General features: G+C 60.9%; 17 protein-coding genes. 3 read left to right on the top strand and 14 right to left on the bottom strand.

The window, feature by feature from the left end:
* Positions 1–120 precede the first annotated feature (120 nt).
* From sucD to sdhC, 9 genes are all read right to left on the bottom strand, one after another.
* Positions 121–1,023, bottom strand: coding sequence for a succinate--CoA ligase subunit alpha (gene sucD, locus ASE36_RS16810; RefSeq protein WP_062282292.1), 903 nt, complete (start codon positions 1,021–1,023; stop codon positions 121–123).
* Positions 1,024–1,259: 236 nt separating this feature from the next.
* Positions 1,260–2,453 carry an ADP-forming succinate--CoA ligase subunit beta gene (gene sucC / locus ASE36_RS16800; RefSeq protein WP_062282285.1) on the bottom strand — a complete coding sequence of 398 codons (1,194 nt, stop codon included), beginning with the start codon at positions 2,451–2,453 and terminating at the stop codon, positions 1,260–1,262.
* A gap of 45 nt (positions 2,454–2,498) precedes the next feature.
* A complete protein-coding gene (gene mdh, locus ASE36_RS16795; protein WP_062282281.1) occupies positions 2,499–3,461 on the bottom strand; it encodes a malate dehydrogenase in 963 nt (320 codons plus the stop codon).
* 179 nt (positions 3,462–3,640) lie between these two features.
* Complete coding sequence (gene zapE / locus ASE36_RS16790) at positions 3,641–4,804, bottom strand: cell division protein ZapE (protein ID WP_062282279.1); 1,164 nt, start codon at positions 4,802–4,804, stop codon at positions 3,641–3,643.
* Between the two features lie 52 nt (positions 4,805–4,856).
* Positions 4,857–5,381, bottom strand: a complete 525-nt coding sequence (locus tag ASE36_RS16785) for a protease inhibitor Inh/omp19 family protein (RefSeq protein WP_062282276.1) — start codon at positions 5,379–5,381, stop codon at positions 4,857–4,859.
* 181 nt (positions 5,382–5,562) lie between these two features.
* Positions 5,563–6,342 (bottom strand): succinate dehydrogenase iron-sulfur subunit, encoded by a 780-nt coding sequence (locus ASE36_RS16780; protein WP_062282273.1) that lies wholly within the window; start codon positions 6,340–6,342, stop codon positions 5,563–5,565.
* Positions 6,343–6,357: 15 nt separating this feature from the next.
* On the bottom strand, positions 6,358–8,202 hold the full coding sequence (gene sdhA / locus ASE36_RS16775) for a succinate dehydrogenase flavoprotein subunit (RefSeq protein ID WP_062282269.1): 1,845 nt from the start codon (positions 8,200–8,202) through the stop codon (positions 6,358–6,360).
* A gap of 6 nt (positions 8,203–8,208) precedes the next feature.
* Positions 8,209–8,589, bottom strand: coding sequence for a succinate dehydrogenase, hydrophobic membrane anchor protein (gene sdhD / locus ASE36_RS16770; RefSeq protein ID WP_062282265.1), 381 nt, complete (start codon positions 8,587–8,589; stop codon positions 8,209–8,211).
* Between the two features lie 10 nt (positions 8,590–8,599).
* Positions 8,600–8,995 carry a succinate dehydrogenase, cytochrome b556 subunit gene (sdhC, locus tag ASE36_RS16765; RefSeq protein WP_062282262.1) on the bottom strand — a complete coding sequence of 132 codons (396 nt, stop codon included), beginning with the start codon at positions 8,993–8,995 and terminating at the stop codon, positions 8,600–8,602.
* A gap of 290 nt (positions 8,996–9,285) precedes the next feature.
* On the opposite strand from sdhC, the gene ASE36_RS16760 reads away from it, so the two are divergent.
* The gene (locus ASE36_RS16760) at positions 9,286–9,645 is read left to right on the top strand and encodes a hypothetical protein (protein WP_062282259.1); all 360 of its coding nucleotides are present in this window, start codon (positions 9,286–9,288) and stop codon (positions 9,643–9,645) included.
* Here ASE36_RS16760 and ASE36_RS16755 read toward each other — a convergent pair.
* The 5 genes from ASE36_RS16755 to tsaD are packed head-to-tail and all read right to left on the bottom strand — an operon-like array spanning position 9,642 to position 13,127.
* The gene (locus tag ASE36_RS16755; protein WP_062282811.1) at positions 9,642–10,286 is read right to left on the bottom strand and encodes a class I SAM-dependent methyltransferase; all 645 of its coding nucleotides are present in this window, start codon (positions 10,284–10,286) and stop codon (positions 9,642–9,644) included. The two genes, ASE36_RS16760 and ASE36_RS16755, sit on opposite strands and share 4 nt — an antisense overlap.
* Positions 10,287–10,294: 8 nt before the next feature.
* Entirely contained in the window at positions 10,295–10,726 is a 432-nt protein-coding gene (locus tag ASE36_RS16750) for an EVE domain-containing protein (RefSeq protein ID WP_062282256.1), read from the bottom strand.
* A gap of 5 nt (positions 10,727–10,731) precedes the next feature.
* Positions 10,732–11,025, bottom strand: coding sequence for a YciI-like protein (locus ASE36_RS16745; RefSeq protein WP_062282253.1), 294 nt, complete (start codon positions 11,023–11,025; stop codon positions 10,732–10,734).
* 21 nt (positions 11,026–11,046) lie between these two features.
* Positions 11,047–12,036, bottom strand: coding sequence for an NAD(P)H-dependent glycerol-3-phosphate dehydrogenase (locus ASE36_RS16740; protein ID WP_062282250.1), 990 nt, complete (start codon positions 12,034–12,036; stop codon positions 11,047–11,049).
* Positions 12,033–13,127: a tRNA (adenosine(37)-N6)-threonylcarbamoyltransferase complex transferase subunit TsaD gene (gene tsaD, locus ASE36_RS16735; protein ID WP_062282248.1), complete on the bottom strand. Its 1,095-nt coding sequence runs from the start codon at positions 13,125–13,127 to the stop codon at positions 12,033–12,035. The genes ASE36_RS16740 and tsaD overlap by 4 nt, the downstream gene beginning before the upstream one ends.
* A 72-nt stretch (positions 13,128–13,199) precedes the next feature.
* Between tsaD and hemC the strand changes: the two genes are divergently transcribed.
* Positions 13,200–14,129 carry a hydroxymethylbilane synthase gene (hemC, locus tag ASE36_RS16730; RefSeq protein ID WP_062282246.1) on the top strand — a complete coding sequence of 310 codons (930 nt, stop codon included), beginning with the start codon at positions 13,200–13,202 and terminating at the stop codon, positions 14,127–14,129.
* Between the two features lie 3 nt (positions 14,130–14,132).
* Complete coding sequence (locus ASE36_RS16725) at positions 14,133–14,855, top strand: uroporphyrinogen-III synthase (RefSeq protein WP_062282241.1); 723 nt, start codon at positions 14,133–14,135, stop codon at positions 14,853–14,855.
* Positions 14,856–14,943: the final 88 nt, after the last annotated feature.

Here is a 14,943-nt window from a genome sequence, read left to right as displayed (position 1 = left end):
AAATTGATGGCCGGATGCCCGGCCTGCCGCTGCACGCTCGATGAGCGAATCGTCCTGAGATGCGAATTCCAGGCGAAGGTTGCCGCAGCAACCCTTCGCCTGGCTTGTACTTCTGATGGCTCAGCCCTTGAGGACTTCGACCAGGGTCTTGCCGAGGCGCGCCGGAGAAGGCGACACCTTGATGCCGGCCGCTTCCATGGCAGCGATCTTGGATTCCGCATCGCCCTTGCCACCGGAAACCACAGCGCCAGCGTGACCCATAGTCCGTCCCTTCGGAGCCGTACGGCCAGCGATGAAGCCGGCCATCGGCTTCTTGCGGCCCTTCTTGGCTTCGTCGATGAGGAACTGGGCTGCATCTTCTTCAGCCGAGCCGCCGATTTCGCCGATCATGATGATCGAGGTCGTGGCCGGATCGGCCAGGAACATCTCGAGCACGTCGATGAATTCGGTCCCCTTGACCGGGTCGCCGCCAATACCGACAGCGGTCGTCTGGCCGAGGCCTTCATTCGAGGTCTGAAACACAGCTTCGTATGTAAGAGTTCCCGAACGCGAGACAATGCCGACCGAACCCTTGCGGAAGATCGAGCCCGGCATGATGCCGATCTTGCATTCTTCCGGCGTCAGGATGCCCGGGCAGTTTGGGCCGAGAAGGCGCGACTTCGACTTATCGAGACGGGCCTTGACCTTCACCATATCCATGACCGGGATACCCTCGGTGATGCAGGTGATGAACGGGATCTCGGCGTCGATCGCCTCGATGATCGCGTCGGCAGCGCCTGCCGGCGGAACGTAGATGACCGATGCGTCAGCACCGGTGCGTTCCTTGGCTTCAGCAACCGAGGCAAAGATCGGCAGGCTTTCGCCCTTCGAGCCGGTCCAGGTTTCCCCACCCTTCTTCGGGTGGATACCGCCGACCATCTGCGTGCCGTAGTAAGCAAGCGCCTGTTCGGTGTGGAAGGTACCGGTCTTGCCGGTCAGGCCCTGAACGAGGACCTTGGTGTTCTTATTCACGAGAATGGACATGCGTTGATCCCGATCTCTACCGTGAGCTCTTGCGAAGTTTCATCCATATGATGACGACGCAGCAAGTTGTGACGATGCCGAAGGCGACGAAGGGAGAAAGGGGCAAACACACTGTGAACGCTGCCGGTGATGCATCCTGGTAGAACCCATCACACCACTTTTCCTCTTCCTGCCACCAAAACCAGCAGGCAATGAGAGCCAGCACCGCGACCGCGACGATGACTCTCGTATTCATGTCAGCCGTTGATCGCCGCGACGATCTTCTTGGCAGCGTCGTCCAGATCGTCGGCCGCGGTGATCGCGAGGCCGGATTCGTTCAGGATCTTCTTGCCAAGTTCGACATTCGTGCCTTCGAGGCGCACGACGAGCGGAACCTTGAGGCCCACTTCCTGCACGGCGGCGACAACGCCTTCCGCGATGACGTCGCACTTCATGATGCCGCCGAAGATGTTGACAAGGATGCCCTCGACCTTCGGATCGGCCGTGATGATCTTGAAGGCAGCCGCAACCTTGTCCTTGCCGGCGCCACCGCCGACGTCACAGAAGTTTGCCGGCTCCTTGCCGTAAAGCTTGATGATGTCCATCGTCGCCATGGCGAGACCGGCACCATTGACCATACAACCGATATTGCCGTCGAGGGCGACATAGGCGAGGTCCCACTTGGAGGCTTCGATTTCCTTGGCGTCTTCTTCGGTCTCGTCGCGCAGCGCCTTGACATCGTCGTGGCGGAACAGGGCGTTGCCGTCGAAAGACATCTTGGCGTCGAGCACGCGCAGATGGTCATTCTTCATGACGATCAGCGGGTTGACCTCGAGCAGCGCCATGTCCTTTTCGACAAAGGCCTTGTAGAGGATCGGGAAGAGCGACTTCGCATCTTCGGCAGCCGCACCCGAAAGCTCAAGCGCCTTGGAGATGGCCGCAACATCCGCGTCCGTCACGCCCATCAGCGGGTCGATGGCGATCGTGTGGATCTTTTCCGGGGTGTCATGGGCAACGGCTTCGATGTCCATGCCGCCTTCCGTCGAAACGACGAAGGCAACCTGGCCGACCGAGCGGTCGACGAGCAGCGAGCAATAGAGTTCGCGGGCGATGTCGGCGCCGTCTTCGATGTAGAGACGGTTGACCTGCTTGCCGGCTTCGCCGGTCTGGGCGGTCACCAGCGTGTTGCCGAACATTTCCTTGGCATGCGCCTTGGCTTCGTCGATCGAGAAGGCGAGGCGTACGCCACCCTTTGCATCGGGGTCGAGTTCCTTGAACTTGCCCTTGCCGCGGCCGCCAGCATGGATCTGGCTCTTGACCACATAGAGCGGGCCGGGAAGCTGCTTGGCAGCAGCTTCGGCTTCTTCTGCGGAGAAGATCGCCACACCTTCGGCGACCGGTGCGCCAAAACTCTTCAGAAGAGCCTTGGCCTGATATTCATGAATGTTCATCGTCGTGTCCCTGTCTTGGGCCGCCCTATCGGGGCTGAAAGGCTGTTACTTGAGAGCCGGGGCGATATTGATGCAGGCTTCGCAGAGGCTGGCGACAGCGCCGACAGACTTCTGGAAGGCTTCTTCCTCGGCCTTGTTCAGGTCGATCTCGATGATGCGCTCGACACCGCCTTCGCCGATGATGACGGGCACGCCGACATACATGTCCTTCACGCCGTACTGGCCGGTAAGGTAGGCGGCGCAGGGCAGAACGCGCTTCTTGTCCTTGAGGTAGGACTCAGCCATCTCGATGGCAGAGGCTGCAGGCGCATAGTAGGCCGAGCCGGTCTTCAGCAGACCGACGATTTCGGCGCCACCATCACGGGTGCGCTGGATGATTTCTTCGAGGCGTTCCTTGGTGACCCAGCCCAACTTGACGAGGTCGGTCAGCGGAATGCCGCCGACGGTCGAGTAGCGGGCGAGTGGCACCATCGTGTCGCCATGGCCACCGAGAACGAAGGCGGTGACATCCTGAACGGAGACGTTGAATTCTTCCGACAGGAAGTGGCGGAAGCGACCCGAGTCGAGAACGCCGGCCATGCCGACGACCTTGTTGGCCGGAAGGCCCGAGAACTTCTGCAGGGCCCAGACCATCGCGTCGAGCGGGTTGGTGATGCAGATGACGAAGGCGTTCGGGGCATACTTCTTGATGCCGGCGCCAACCTGTTCCATGACCTTGAGGTTGATGCCGAGCAGGTCGTCGCGGCTCATGCCGGGCTTGCGGGCAACACCGGCAGTGACGATGCAGACGTCAGCGCCTTCGATGGCGGCGTAGTCGCTAGCGCCAGACAGCTTGGCATTGAAGCCTTCGACCGGGCCGGACTGGGCGATATCCAGACCTTTGCCCTGCGGGATGCCATCAGCAATGTCGAACAGGACGATATCGCCGAGTTCCTTCAGACTGGCGAGATGCGCCAGCGTTCCACCAATCATACCAGAACCGATAAGAGCGATCTTTTTGCGCGCCATTGCATAGCTTCCTTTTAGATCCAAAACCAAGGTCAAGACGAAGTGTTAGCCTGCCCTTGTGGACAGACCGCATAGACCCAACCCAATAGAATCGCAATCGATAATTTTCGGTGTATAAATTTCAATCGGTTAGAACGTAAAATTCTTACGTAAAGGTAAGAGTTATCGTCACACGATCGTCACGTTTTAGCGCGGATCTCTTCATGGTCCGCGAGATAGTCGGTGCTTCGCATTTCAAAAAGACGCGAAACGGTACGGTCAAACTCGAAACCTTCAGTGCCTTTTTTTGCTGTGAGAAGCTCCTCGGGCATGGCGACAGCCGAAGCGAAGAGACGTACCCGCGCATCGTAAAGCGCATCGATCAGGATGATGAAACGCTTCGTCTCGTTGCGCTTTTCCGGACCAAGATACGGAATGTTTTCGACGAAGACGACATCGAAGCGTTCGGCAATGGCGAGGTAATCGGAGGCCCCGAGCGGACGCGCGCAGAGTTCGTCAAAGGTAAAACGGGCACAGCGCCCGGAAGCCCTTGGGATCTCGACCACCCGCCCCTTCATTTCGATTGTCGCAGGAACTTCAGGCTTGCCGCCGGTGATACGGGTCCAGGCACGATCTATCTGTGCGGACGCCTCTTGTGAGAGAGGCGCCACGTAGACGGGCAAACTCTCCAGCTTCTCAAGGCGGTAGTCCGTCGGAGAATCGAGGGAGGCGATCTCGACATACTGTTGCAGGAGCCCGACGAATGGCAGGAACAGACTGCGGTTCAGTCCATCGCGATAGAGGTTGTCCGGCTCGACATTCGACGTGGCGACAAGGATGCAGCCGCGCGCGAAAAGTTCGGTAAAGAGCCGGGCAAGGATCATCGCATCTGCGATGTCCGTCACGGTGAATTCGTCGAAGCACAGAAGCTGCGCTTCTTCGCGCAGCGCTGCCGCCACCGGCGGCACGGGATCCGCCTGCTTCGTTTCGCCGGCCTTCAGTTTCTGGCGATGAGCGTGGATGCGGCCATGCACGTCCGCCATGAATTCGTGAAAATGGGCGCGCCGCTTCTTCTCGATCGGTGCCAGCTTGAAGAACAGGTCCATCAGCATGGTTTTGCCACGACCCACACTCCCATGGACATAAAGGCCCATGATCGGTGTCTGCGGCTTGCGACGCTGAGCAAACATCCAGCCCAGCGCACTGGACTTGGACGCCGGCTTGCGGGCCTTGAGTTCGGTCAGGATCCGGTCGAGCTTTCGCGCCACCTGCAATTGAGCCGCATCCGGCTGCAGGGTCCCCGCCTCCGTCATCGCGCGCAATTGTTCGACGACGCTGAGCGCATAATCAGGAATGGGCTGCATGGGATAGATCCTCGGTGACGGCCACGCGGCCGTCACAGGATGGAGGATAGAATCAGCGGCTCAGGCTCACCGGCTGGCCAGAGCCGGTGCTACCGTCGAAACGGGCATCCGCCGTCTTGTAGAGGCTGCCGATCGTATTGCCGTTGCGATCCTTGAGCAGAACCTGCTTGCCGGCCACTTCCCAGGAGCCCATAGCAGTCAACTCGCCCGAGCAACCACGGGTCCCGCCACGCGAGCCACTACCGAGGTTCGTCAGCGTCAGGAACATGTCGCAGCTGACACCGGCACTCTGGACGCGCCAGTTGCCGACCATGGATTCTTTCGTCACGTCCAGCGCGGTGCCTGGTGCGGCTGCCATGCCGCCTGCGGCGGGCGTATTGGCCGGGGCTGCCGGGAATTGTCCAGGAGTGGCGCCGCCGGGAGGTGGCAACTGGCCAGACTGCACGGAAGGAACCGGCTGTGCCTGCAGAGGTGGCAGAGCGCTATTGCCATTGTCCATGCTGTTGTAGGACGTTCTCTGACAACCTGCGAGTGCCAAGAGAATGGCGACTCCGGTGACCGCATGGAAAGACTTCATTATGACACTCCCGCTCTTGCGACTCGCGCCGCAACCTGCCGTACAACTGGGTTAGAAATATGTTACGTCGATATGGTTAATCAAGTTCCATATCGCGCGCGATCTATAGCCGGCACTATACGGACAAAGTAAGGCCGCCCGAAACAGGTTCCGGGCGGCCTCGCGATGTCGTGAACGACAATCAGCTGCGACGTTCGACCATCATCTTCTTGATCTCGGCAATCGCCTTGGCCGGGTTCAGGCCCTTCGGGCAGGCCTGAGCGCAGTTCATGATCGTGTGGCAGCGATAGAGGCGGAAGGGATCCTCGAGATTGTCGAGGCGCTCGCCGGTCGCTTCGTCACGGCTATCGATCAGCCAGCGATAAGCCTGCAGCAGCACGGCAGGACCGAGATAACGGTCGCCGTTCCACCAGTAGCTCGGACAGGAGGTCGAGCAGCAGGCGCAGAGAATGCACTCGTAGAGACCGTCGAGCTTCTGGCGATCGTCATGGCTCTGCTTCCACTCCTTGGCCGGCGGCGGAGAAACCGTCTTCAGCCAGGGTTCGATCGAGCGGTGCTGGGCGTAGAAGTTGCTCAGATCCGGAACGAGGTCCTTGACGACGGGCATATGCGGCAGCGGATAGACCTTCACCGTGCCATTGATATCGTCCATGCCCTTGGTGCAAGCGAGCGTATTCGTGCCGTCAATGTTCATTGCGCAGGAACCGCAAATGCCTTCACGGCAGGAGCGACGCAGCGTCAGTGTCGGGTCGATATTGTTCTTGATGTAGAGAAGGCCATCGAGAACCATCGGGCCGCAATCATCGACGTCGATGTAATAGGTGTCGATCCGCGGATTGGCGCCATCGTCCGGGTTCCAGCGATAGATCCGGTACTCGCGGACGTTCTTTGCATCGGCCGGCTTCGGCCAGACCTTGCCTTCTGTGACCTGGGAATTCTTGGGGAGAGCGAGTTCTACCATGATGAGTTCCTCAAATCAGTACACGCGAGCTTTCGGCGCGATCTTTTGCGGATCAATGCCTTCAGCGATGAGCTCGGTGTGGACGGGACGGTAGTCGAGCTTGACGTCACCCGCTTCGGAGACCCAGGCGAGCGTATGCTTGCGCCAGTTCACATCGTCGCGACCGGCAAACGGGCCAGACGTGTAGTCTTCGCGGGCGTGCGAACCACGGCTCTCCTTGCGGGCCTCGGCGCCGTAAACCGTGGTGATCGCATTGGCCATCAGGTTGTGCAGTTCGAGCGTCTCGACCAGGTCGGAGTTCCAGATCATCGAACGATCGGTGACCTTGATATCCGGCAGTTCCTTCCAGATGGCCGAGAGGCGCTTGCAACCGCTTTCCAGCGATTCCTGCGTGCGGAACACGGCCGCGTCTTCCTGCATGGCGCGCTGCATCTTGTCGCGCAGCACGGCGGTCGGCGTCTGGCCGGCGGCATGACGCGTGTTGTCGAAGCGGTCCATGATCTTGTCGCAGGCAGCAACATTCAGCGCCGGGATCGGCGAGGTCCGGTCGATAACCTCCGCAGCCCGGATCGCGGCGGCGCGACCGAAGACGACGAGGTCGATCAGCGAGTTGGAACCGAGGCGGTTGGCACCATGAACCGAAGCGCAACCGGCTTCGCCGACCGCCATCAGACCGGGAATGATCCGCTCAGGATTATTGCTGTCGGCATTCAGCACTTCGCCCCAATAGTTGGTCGGAATGCCGCCCATGTTGTAGTGCACCGTCGGCAGGACCGGGATCGGCTCGCGGGTCACGTCGACGCCGGCAAAGATCTTCGCCGATTCCGAGATGCCCGGCAGACGCTCGTGCAGAACCGCCGGATCGAGATGGTCGAGGTGCAGATAGATGTGGTCCTTGTTCTTGCCGACGCCGCGGCCTTCACGGATTTCCATCGTCATGCAACGCGAGACGACGTCACGCGATGCGAGGTCCTTCGCAGAGGGAGCATATCGCTCCATAAAGCGCTCGCCTTCGGAGTTCACGAGGTAACCGCCTTCGCCACGTGCGCCTTCGGTGATGAGGCAGCCGGCGCCGTAAATGCCGGTCGGGTGGAACTGGACGAATTCCATGTCCTGCAGCGGGAGACCCGCGCGGGCGATCATGCCGCCGCCGTCACCGGTGCAGGTGTGAGCGGAGGTGGCCGAGAAATAGGCGCGGCCATAGCCGCCCGTCGCCAGCACGACCATCTTGGCCGAAAAGCGATGGATGGTGCCGTCGTCGAGGTTCCAGGCAACGACGCCGGTGCAGCGGCTGCCATCGTCCGACATGATCAGGTCGAGCGCGAAATACTCGATGAAGAATTCGGCATTGTTGCGCAGCGATTGACCGTAAAGCGTGTGCAGGATGGCGTGGCCGGTACGGTCGGCAGCAGCACAGGTGCGCTGGACCGGCGGGCCTTCGCCATAGTTCTGCATGTGACCGCCAAACGGCCGCTGATAAATCTTGCCTTCTTCGTTACGCGAGAAGGGAACGCCGTAATGCTCAAGCTCGTAGACAGCCTTGGGCGCTTCCATGGCGAGATACTGCATGGCGTCGACATCGCCGAGCCAGTCCGAGCCCTTGACCGTGTCATAGAGATGCCACTGCCAGCAGTCGGGCGTCATGTTGGTGAGAGAGGCGGCAATGCCTCCCTGGGCTGCAACCGTGTGGCTGCGGGTCGGGAAAACCTTGGTGATGCAGGCCGTCTTGAAACCCTGCTCGGCCATGCCAAGCGTTGCACGCAGACCGGCGCCGCCGGCACCGACCACGACCACGTCGTAGGAGTGGTCAACATAGGTATAGGCTTTGCCGGTCTGGGCGAAGTTATGAATGGTTGCCATGTTGAATTACCCTACGAAAGCGATCTTCAAGATGGCGAAAAGACAGAGGCCGCCGACCAGGATCGCGAAGAATGTGTTGAGCATCAGAAGCAAAAGCTTGGGGATCTCGGCATGGACATAGTCCTCGATGATCACCTGCATGCCCAGCTTCATATGGATCAGAGCAGAGACCACGACCAGAGCCATGACGACAGCGACCAGCGGGTGCGACAATGCGCCAACCACCTCGCCGTAAGGGGCGCCGTTGTACATCACCAGGAAGCCGACGAAGAAGAGGATCAGCGGGATGTTGGCGACGGCGGTCATTCGTTGGCGCCAGAAGTGTTCCGTCCCATCCTTGGCGGAGCCAAGGCCGCGGACCTTACCGAGCGGAGTGCGCATATCCATGAAAAATGCCTCAGGTGCGGATGATATAGGCGATGACCCAGACGACCAGGGTCAGGACGACCGACGCGATGATGTTCGCCTTGGCGAGCTTGGTGGAAAAATGCTTCTCGAAGCCGTAGCCCACATCCCACATCAGGTGACGCAGGCCACCCAGCATGTGGTGCAGCAGAGCCCAGGTGAAGCCGAACAGGATCAGGCGACCGATGATCGTGCCCATGAACCAGTTGACCCACTCAAAATAGTCGGCGCCAGTCGAGGCGGCGATCAGCCACCAGGCGACAAGAACGGTGCCAAAATAGAGCGCACCGCCCGTGATTCGATGCAGGATCGACATCAACATGGTCGGGATGAGCTTATATACTTGCAGATGCGGCGACAGGGGCCGGTTTTTCGTCACATTCGCCATCTAAACCTCGCGGCGTCTCGATGCGGTCCGAGCTTTCGGACATTTCAGGAGCAAAAGCGCCAAAACGTAAGTGGTGCATTGCATCATGGCGACGTTTAATCCCCGAACACCCGGACGACAAGCACATTCGCTTGACGATTTCAATTTAATCGATTCGCGTGAATAGAACTTTAGCATCACGCATCGAAGCATGTTCGACTACGAAAAAAGCAAGTCGCTGGATGACTTTAGCGACTTTATCCGGCATGATGCGTTAACCACTGGTTAACCATGTTCCGGAGAGTAGCCCGATGTCCCTGTTTCGCGTAGCCCTGGCCTCGGCATTTGCACTCCCCCTCGCCTCGACGGTCGCGTCGGCCGGCGACTGGGGGTCCGACCATCATCGTCATCGGCATGAGCACCATCAGCAAAGCGTCTTCGGCGGAGACGGGTTACCATCTGTCGTGCCCGGGGTCGGCACCTTTGTCGGCAGCCTGTCTGCCGTGCGCATCAAGGGCAACGGCATCTTTATCGCCCTCGACCGTCGTCAGCCCCATCATTCCGTGATCGTCGCGGCGCCCAAGGTCCAGATCATTGAAATTTCGGCCGAAAATGAAGACAGCGCCTGCTCCTTCGAAGCCGGCGTCTGCGTCATCAGGCCCGACCGCTAGACGAAGCGCCAGACCGTGGTCTTCTTGACTTCGGCGTCCTCAAGCACGCGCGTCACCGGCACCATATAGGTGGCGAGAGGTTCCAGACGGGCCGTCGGCCGATAGCTGCGGCCCGGGTCGCCGACCAGCACCTCGCAGCCGGCCTTGGCCAGGGTCTCGAACCAAAGCGTGAGGGACTGTGCAAACGCACTGTCATAGAAAACGTCGCCCGCCAGCACGACATCGAAATCCACCGACAGGCCGATCAGATCATCGTCAGTAAAGGCGAGCGTCACGCCGTTCAGCGCGGCATTGAGCCGCACGGCAGTGTGCGCCCAGGGATCGATGTCGGCGGCCAGCACCTCACTGGCACCGGCCATCGCGGCCGCAATCGCGACGAGTCCTGAGCCGCTGGCGAAATCGAGCACCCGCTTGCCCCGAACGATCTCAGGATTGTCGAGCACGTGACGTGCAAGCCCCTGGCCGCCAGCCCAGGCAAAGGCCCAGAACGGCGGCGGCAGGCCGATGGCCTCCAGATCCTCCTCCGTCTTCAGCCAGAGCTCATGCACCTCGCTTGCCAGATGCAGCTGGATTTCCGGCACATGCGGCGGCGCGATTGGGCTCGTATTGCCGAGGATGAACTGTTCGGGATCCGTCTTCACGAGCAAGCTCAGACCGGCGGTTTCTCGAGACCACCCATGCGGCAGACCTCGAAATATTCGTCTTCGGTGACCGGTTGGACGGAGAGCCGCATCGAGGTCACAAGCGCCATCTTGGCGAGCCTCTCGTTCGCCTTGACGTCCTTCAGGCTCACCGGCTTCGGCATGTCGCAGACGGCACGGATGTCGACGCAGTCCCAGCGGGCATCGCCTTCAGCAGTCGAATCCGGGTGCGAGAGAGCGCAGACCTCAACGATCCCAACGATCTCGAGCCCCTCATTGGAGTGGTAGAAGAAGCCCTTGTCGCCGATCTTCATCGCCCGCATATTGTTGCGGGCAAGATAGTTGCGAACGCCGGTCCATTCCTCGCCGACCTCGCCTTTGGCCTTCTGCATCTCCCAGGACCACTTGAAGGGCTCGGACTTGTAAAGCCAGAACGCCATTCTGTTCACGCCTCCGGATTGTTGAAGACCCAGTTATAGGGCTTGATCTCGACGGTTTCGAAGAGACCGGCCTTGGCATAGGGATCCTGGGCCGCAAGCGCACGCGCGCCTTCGATGTCGTCGGCTGCGATCAGCAGCATGGAGCCGCAAGGCTTGCCGTCGGCATCGAGAAAAGGGCCGGCAATTTTGAGCTGGCCTGCGGCATTCAGCCCGTTCAGCCATTCGACATGCGGCGGACGGGTTTCCATGCGAAGGTTCAGGTGACCAGGCTTATCGGCGCAGATGACGGCAAACAGCATCTTCTCTCTCCTTGGAACGCTCTATTCGGTGGTGATCGGCCGCGACATCAATTGGGTGATGGCGGTCGGAATATCCAGTCGGCCATCAATGATGGCGGCGACTGCCGAGGTTATCGGCATTTCGATCTGGTGCCCTTCGGCAAGCCGGGCGGCAACGGCCGCCGCAAAGGCGCCCTCGACAAGCGCCCCGCCCTGAGCGGCGATGGCTTCGCCGCGTCCCAGCGCAAGGCCAAAGCGCAGGTTGCGCGACTGGTGGCTGGTGGCGGTCAACACAAGGTCGCCGAGACCGGACAGGCCACGCACCGTATCCCCGCGTCCACCCATGGCCTCAACAAGGCGCGACATTTCCGCAAGCCCCCGTGCAATCAGCGCCGCGCGGGCGGAATCACCAAGGCCCATGCCTTCGACGATGCCGCAGGCAATCGCGAGCACGTTCTTCAAAGCCCCACCGAGCTGGACGCCGATACGATCGTCAGACGCATAGAGACGGAACGTCTGGCCCGAGATCGCCTTTGCCAAAGCTTCGGCCGTCGCGAGGTCCTGCGCCGCAACCGCCATGGCGGTCGGCAGGCCCTTCGCGATATCGGCTGCGAAGCCGGGACCGGACAACACCGCGATCGGATGATCCGGAAGCGCGCCTTCAAGGACATCGGTCAGCAGCCGCGATGTCTGCTTTTCGATACCTTTGGCACAAATCACCACGGGCACACCGGGCTTCAGATGACGGCCATAAGTTTCCGCAGCGGCAATCTGCGCCTGGGAGGGCATGGCAAAGAGCACCACATCGGCCGCTGCGAGATCTTGGACCTCGGCGGAATAGGCAAGCGCGGACGGCAGTGTGATCCCGGGCAGAGCCGTTTCGTGGTGTCGAAGCTGCGCGAGATCGGCCATGGCCGATGGATCGCGTCCGAGCAGGAGGGTATGCGCCTTGCCGGTCTGGGCAATCACCGCAGCAAGCGCCGTGCCGAAGGCGCCCGCGCCGACGACCGCGATAGAGGGCAAAGCGCTCATGCCTTGGCACCCCGCTTGCCATAGGCGAGAAGCGCCTTGGCATCCGCATCGAGCGGCCAGCGGGACCGCGGCGCGACAGCGAGGTCATCTGCGGGCATGTCGAGCGCCATGCGCTCCAGCCCGGCCCAGGCAATCATCACGGCATTATCGGTGCAAAGATGGTGGGGCGGCGCAACAAAGCGGAAACCGTTGGTGGCGCAGAGCTCGTCCAGCGTTTGCCGAACCGCCTTGTTGGCAGCAACGCCACCGGCCACGACCAGCGCTGGCTGATCGTCATCCGGGAATGTCTCGGAAAACCGCTGTAAGCCACGACCGATCCGATCCTTCAGCGTGCGGGAAATTGCATATTGGAAGGAGGCGCAGATATCGGCGATATCCTGATCCGTTACAGGTGCAATGCCTTCGGCCGCCTGGCGAACGGCGGTCTTCAGGCCCGAGAAGGAAAAATCCAAACGCGCTTCGCCGACCAAGGGGCGGGGGAAGGCGAAACGCTTCGGATCGCCATTCGCCGCAGCCCGTTCGACGGCCGGGCCACCGGGATAAGGGAGACCCAGCAGTTTGGCGGTTTTGTCGAAGGCCTCGCCCAGCGCATCGTCGATGGTCGTGCCCCAGCGCTCGTATTCGCCGACACTCTTGACCAGCACCAGTTGGGTATGGCCACCGGACACAAGCAGCACCAGGTAGGGAAACGCAACGCCGTCGGTCAGCCGAGCTGTGAGTGCATGGCCTTCGAGATGGTTGATGGCATAGAGCGGCTTGTTGGTCGCCATGGCAATCGCCTTGCCCGTCATCAACCCGACCAGCAATCCACCGATCAGCCCGGGCCCCGAGGTCGCCGCGATCGCATCCACGTCTGAAAGCGTGATGTTCGCCCGCTGCAGAGCTTCCTCGATCAGCGTATCCAGCGCATCGACATGGGCGCGCGCGGCGATTTCCGGCACGACGCCGCCATAGGCGCTGTGCTCGTCCAGCTGGCTCAGCACGACATCGGCCTCTGTTACGGCAGACCCGTCTTCCATCCGCGTGACGACGGCTGCTGCCGTCTCGTCACAGCTGGTTTCGATGCCCAGAATGCGCAGTTTGGATGCCATGGAGCCTGTCATTGATTGCGGTTGCCGAGAAACCGGTCTACGAAACCTGTCGGTAACAACGGACAAGTTCGGATGCAAACAAAACCTTTCCGTATCGGCACGCGCGGCAGTCCGCTGGCGCTCGCACAGGCTTCAGAGACACGCGCCCGCCTGATGGTGGCCTTTGATCTTCCGGAAGAGATGTTCGAGATCGTCGTTCTTTCGACGAAGGGTGACCGGATCACCGACCGGCCTCTGTCGGAGATCGGCGGCAAGGGGCTGTTTACCGAGGAACTGGAAGAGCAGCTTCTCTCCGGCCACCTCGACTTTGCCGTACATTCGTCCAAGGACATGCCGACCAAGCTGCCCGATGGGCTCTTTTTGTCCGCCTTCCTGCCTCGCGAAGATGTTCGGGACGCCGTGGTTGGCCGCACCGCGCCGACGCTCAAGGAACTTCCGCAGGGTGCAACCGTCGGCTCCTCGTCGCTGCGCCGTCAGGCTCTCATTCGCCGGCTTCGCCCGGATATCAATGTCATTACCTTCCGTGGCCTCGTCGACACCCGGCTGCGCAAGCTAGCCGAGGGCGAGGTGGATGCCACTTTGCTCGCCTTTGCCGGATTGAAGCGGCTCGGGAAACAGGATGTCCCGACGGAATTGCTCGATCCCAGCGATTTTCCGCCCGCACCGGCACAAGGCGCGATCTGCATCGAAAGCCGCATCGGCGATACCAGGGTCAACGACCTGCTGGACGCCATCAATCACCGTGACACTTTCGATTCAGTCAGCTGCGAGCGTGCTTTCCTCGGTGCGCTCGACGGCTCCTGCCGCACTCCGATTGCCGGCCATGCAACGGTCGACGGCGACGCCATCCGGTTTTCCGGAATGATCCTGACGCCTGACGGCAGCCGCTGGCATGATGTGGACATCGAAGGAAGCCGCACCGACGCCGCAGTGCTGGGTGCCACGGCCGGCGGGACGATCCGCACCAAGGCCGGCACCGACTTCTTCGACAGCTGGGCCTGAGCCATGCGCGTTCTGGTGACGCGCCCGTTGCCGGCAGCCGAAAGAACCGCTGCGGAACTTAAGAAGCGCGGTCACCAGCCGGTTCTGCTGCCCCTGATGCGGGCTGAACATCGAACCGACAAACTAAGGCCCGGCCCATTGCCGGGCGCATCGGCTCTGGCCGTGACCAGCGCCGAAGCCCTCCGCGCGCTGGCGGAGCTTGCACCACACGAGAGGCAACCGTATCTCGACTTACCGCTCTTTGCGGTTGGTGAAGCGACGGCAGCGCAGGCCCGCGCGCTCGGCTTCGGCAGCATCGAGACGGGAGCAGGAGATGGCGCCGCCCTTGCCCGGCATCTCCTCGCATCCCCCGAAATCGACTCGTCACAACCGATCCTCTACCTTGCCGGCAATCCGAGATCACCGGATTTAGAGCAAACGCTGAAAGATGCGTCACGTCGGGTCGAGGTCATCGAATGCTACCGGATGGTCACAATCGAGCGAGAAGCGGAAGAGATAGCGCAGGCCCTCACACCACCGCCCGATCGCGTCCTCCTCTATTCCTCAGAAACGGCGCGGCAATTCTCGACCCTGGCAAAAGCAGCCGGTTTTCCGGCTGACCCGACAAAAAGCCTCCGCTTCCTGTGTCTAAGCCACAAGATTGCCGCCGCATTGCCGGAAGATTTTATGGCTTATGCGGTCTGGCCGATGGAACCTCGGGAGGACTTACTCCTTGATCTGGTCTAGGGCAGGGAACAAGGAAATGGACCTTCACCCTTCCCATCGCGGCGCGTACTGACTAGGTTTAATTGCATCTAGGGAAATGAAGAGGTTG

Source organism: Rhizobium sp. Root274 (assembly GCF_001429245.1).
Classification (GTDB): domain Bacteria; phylum Pseudomonadota; class Alphaproteobacteria; order Rhizobiales; family Rhizobiaceae; genus Allorhizobium.
The sequence above is the reverse complement of the archived record's forward strand: the minus strand, read 5'-3'. Positions and strand labels throughout refer to the sequence as shown.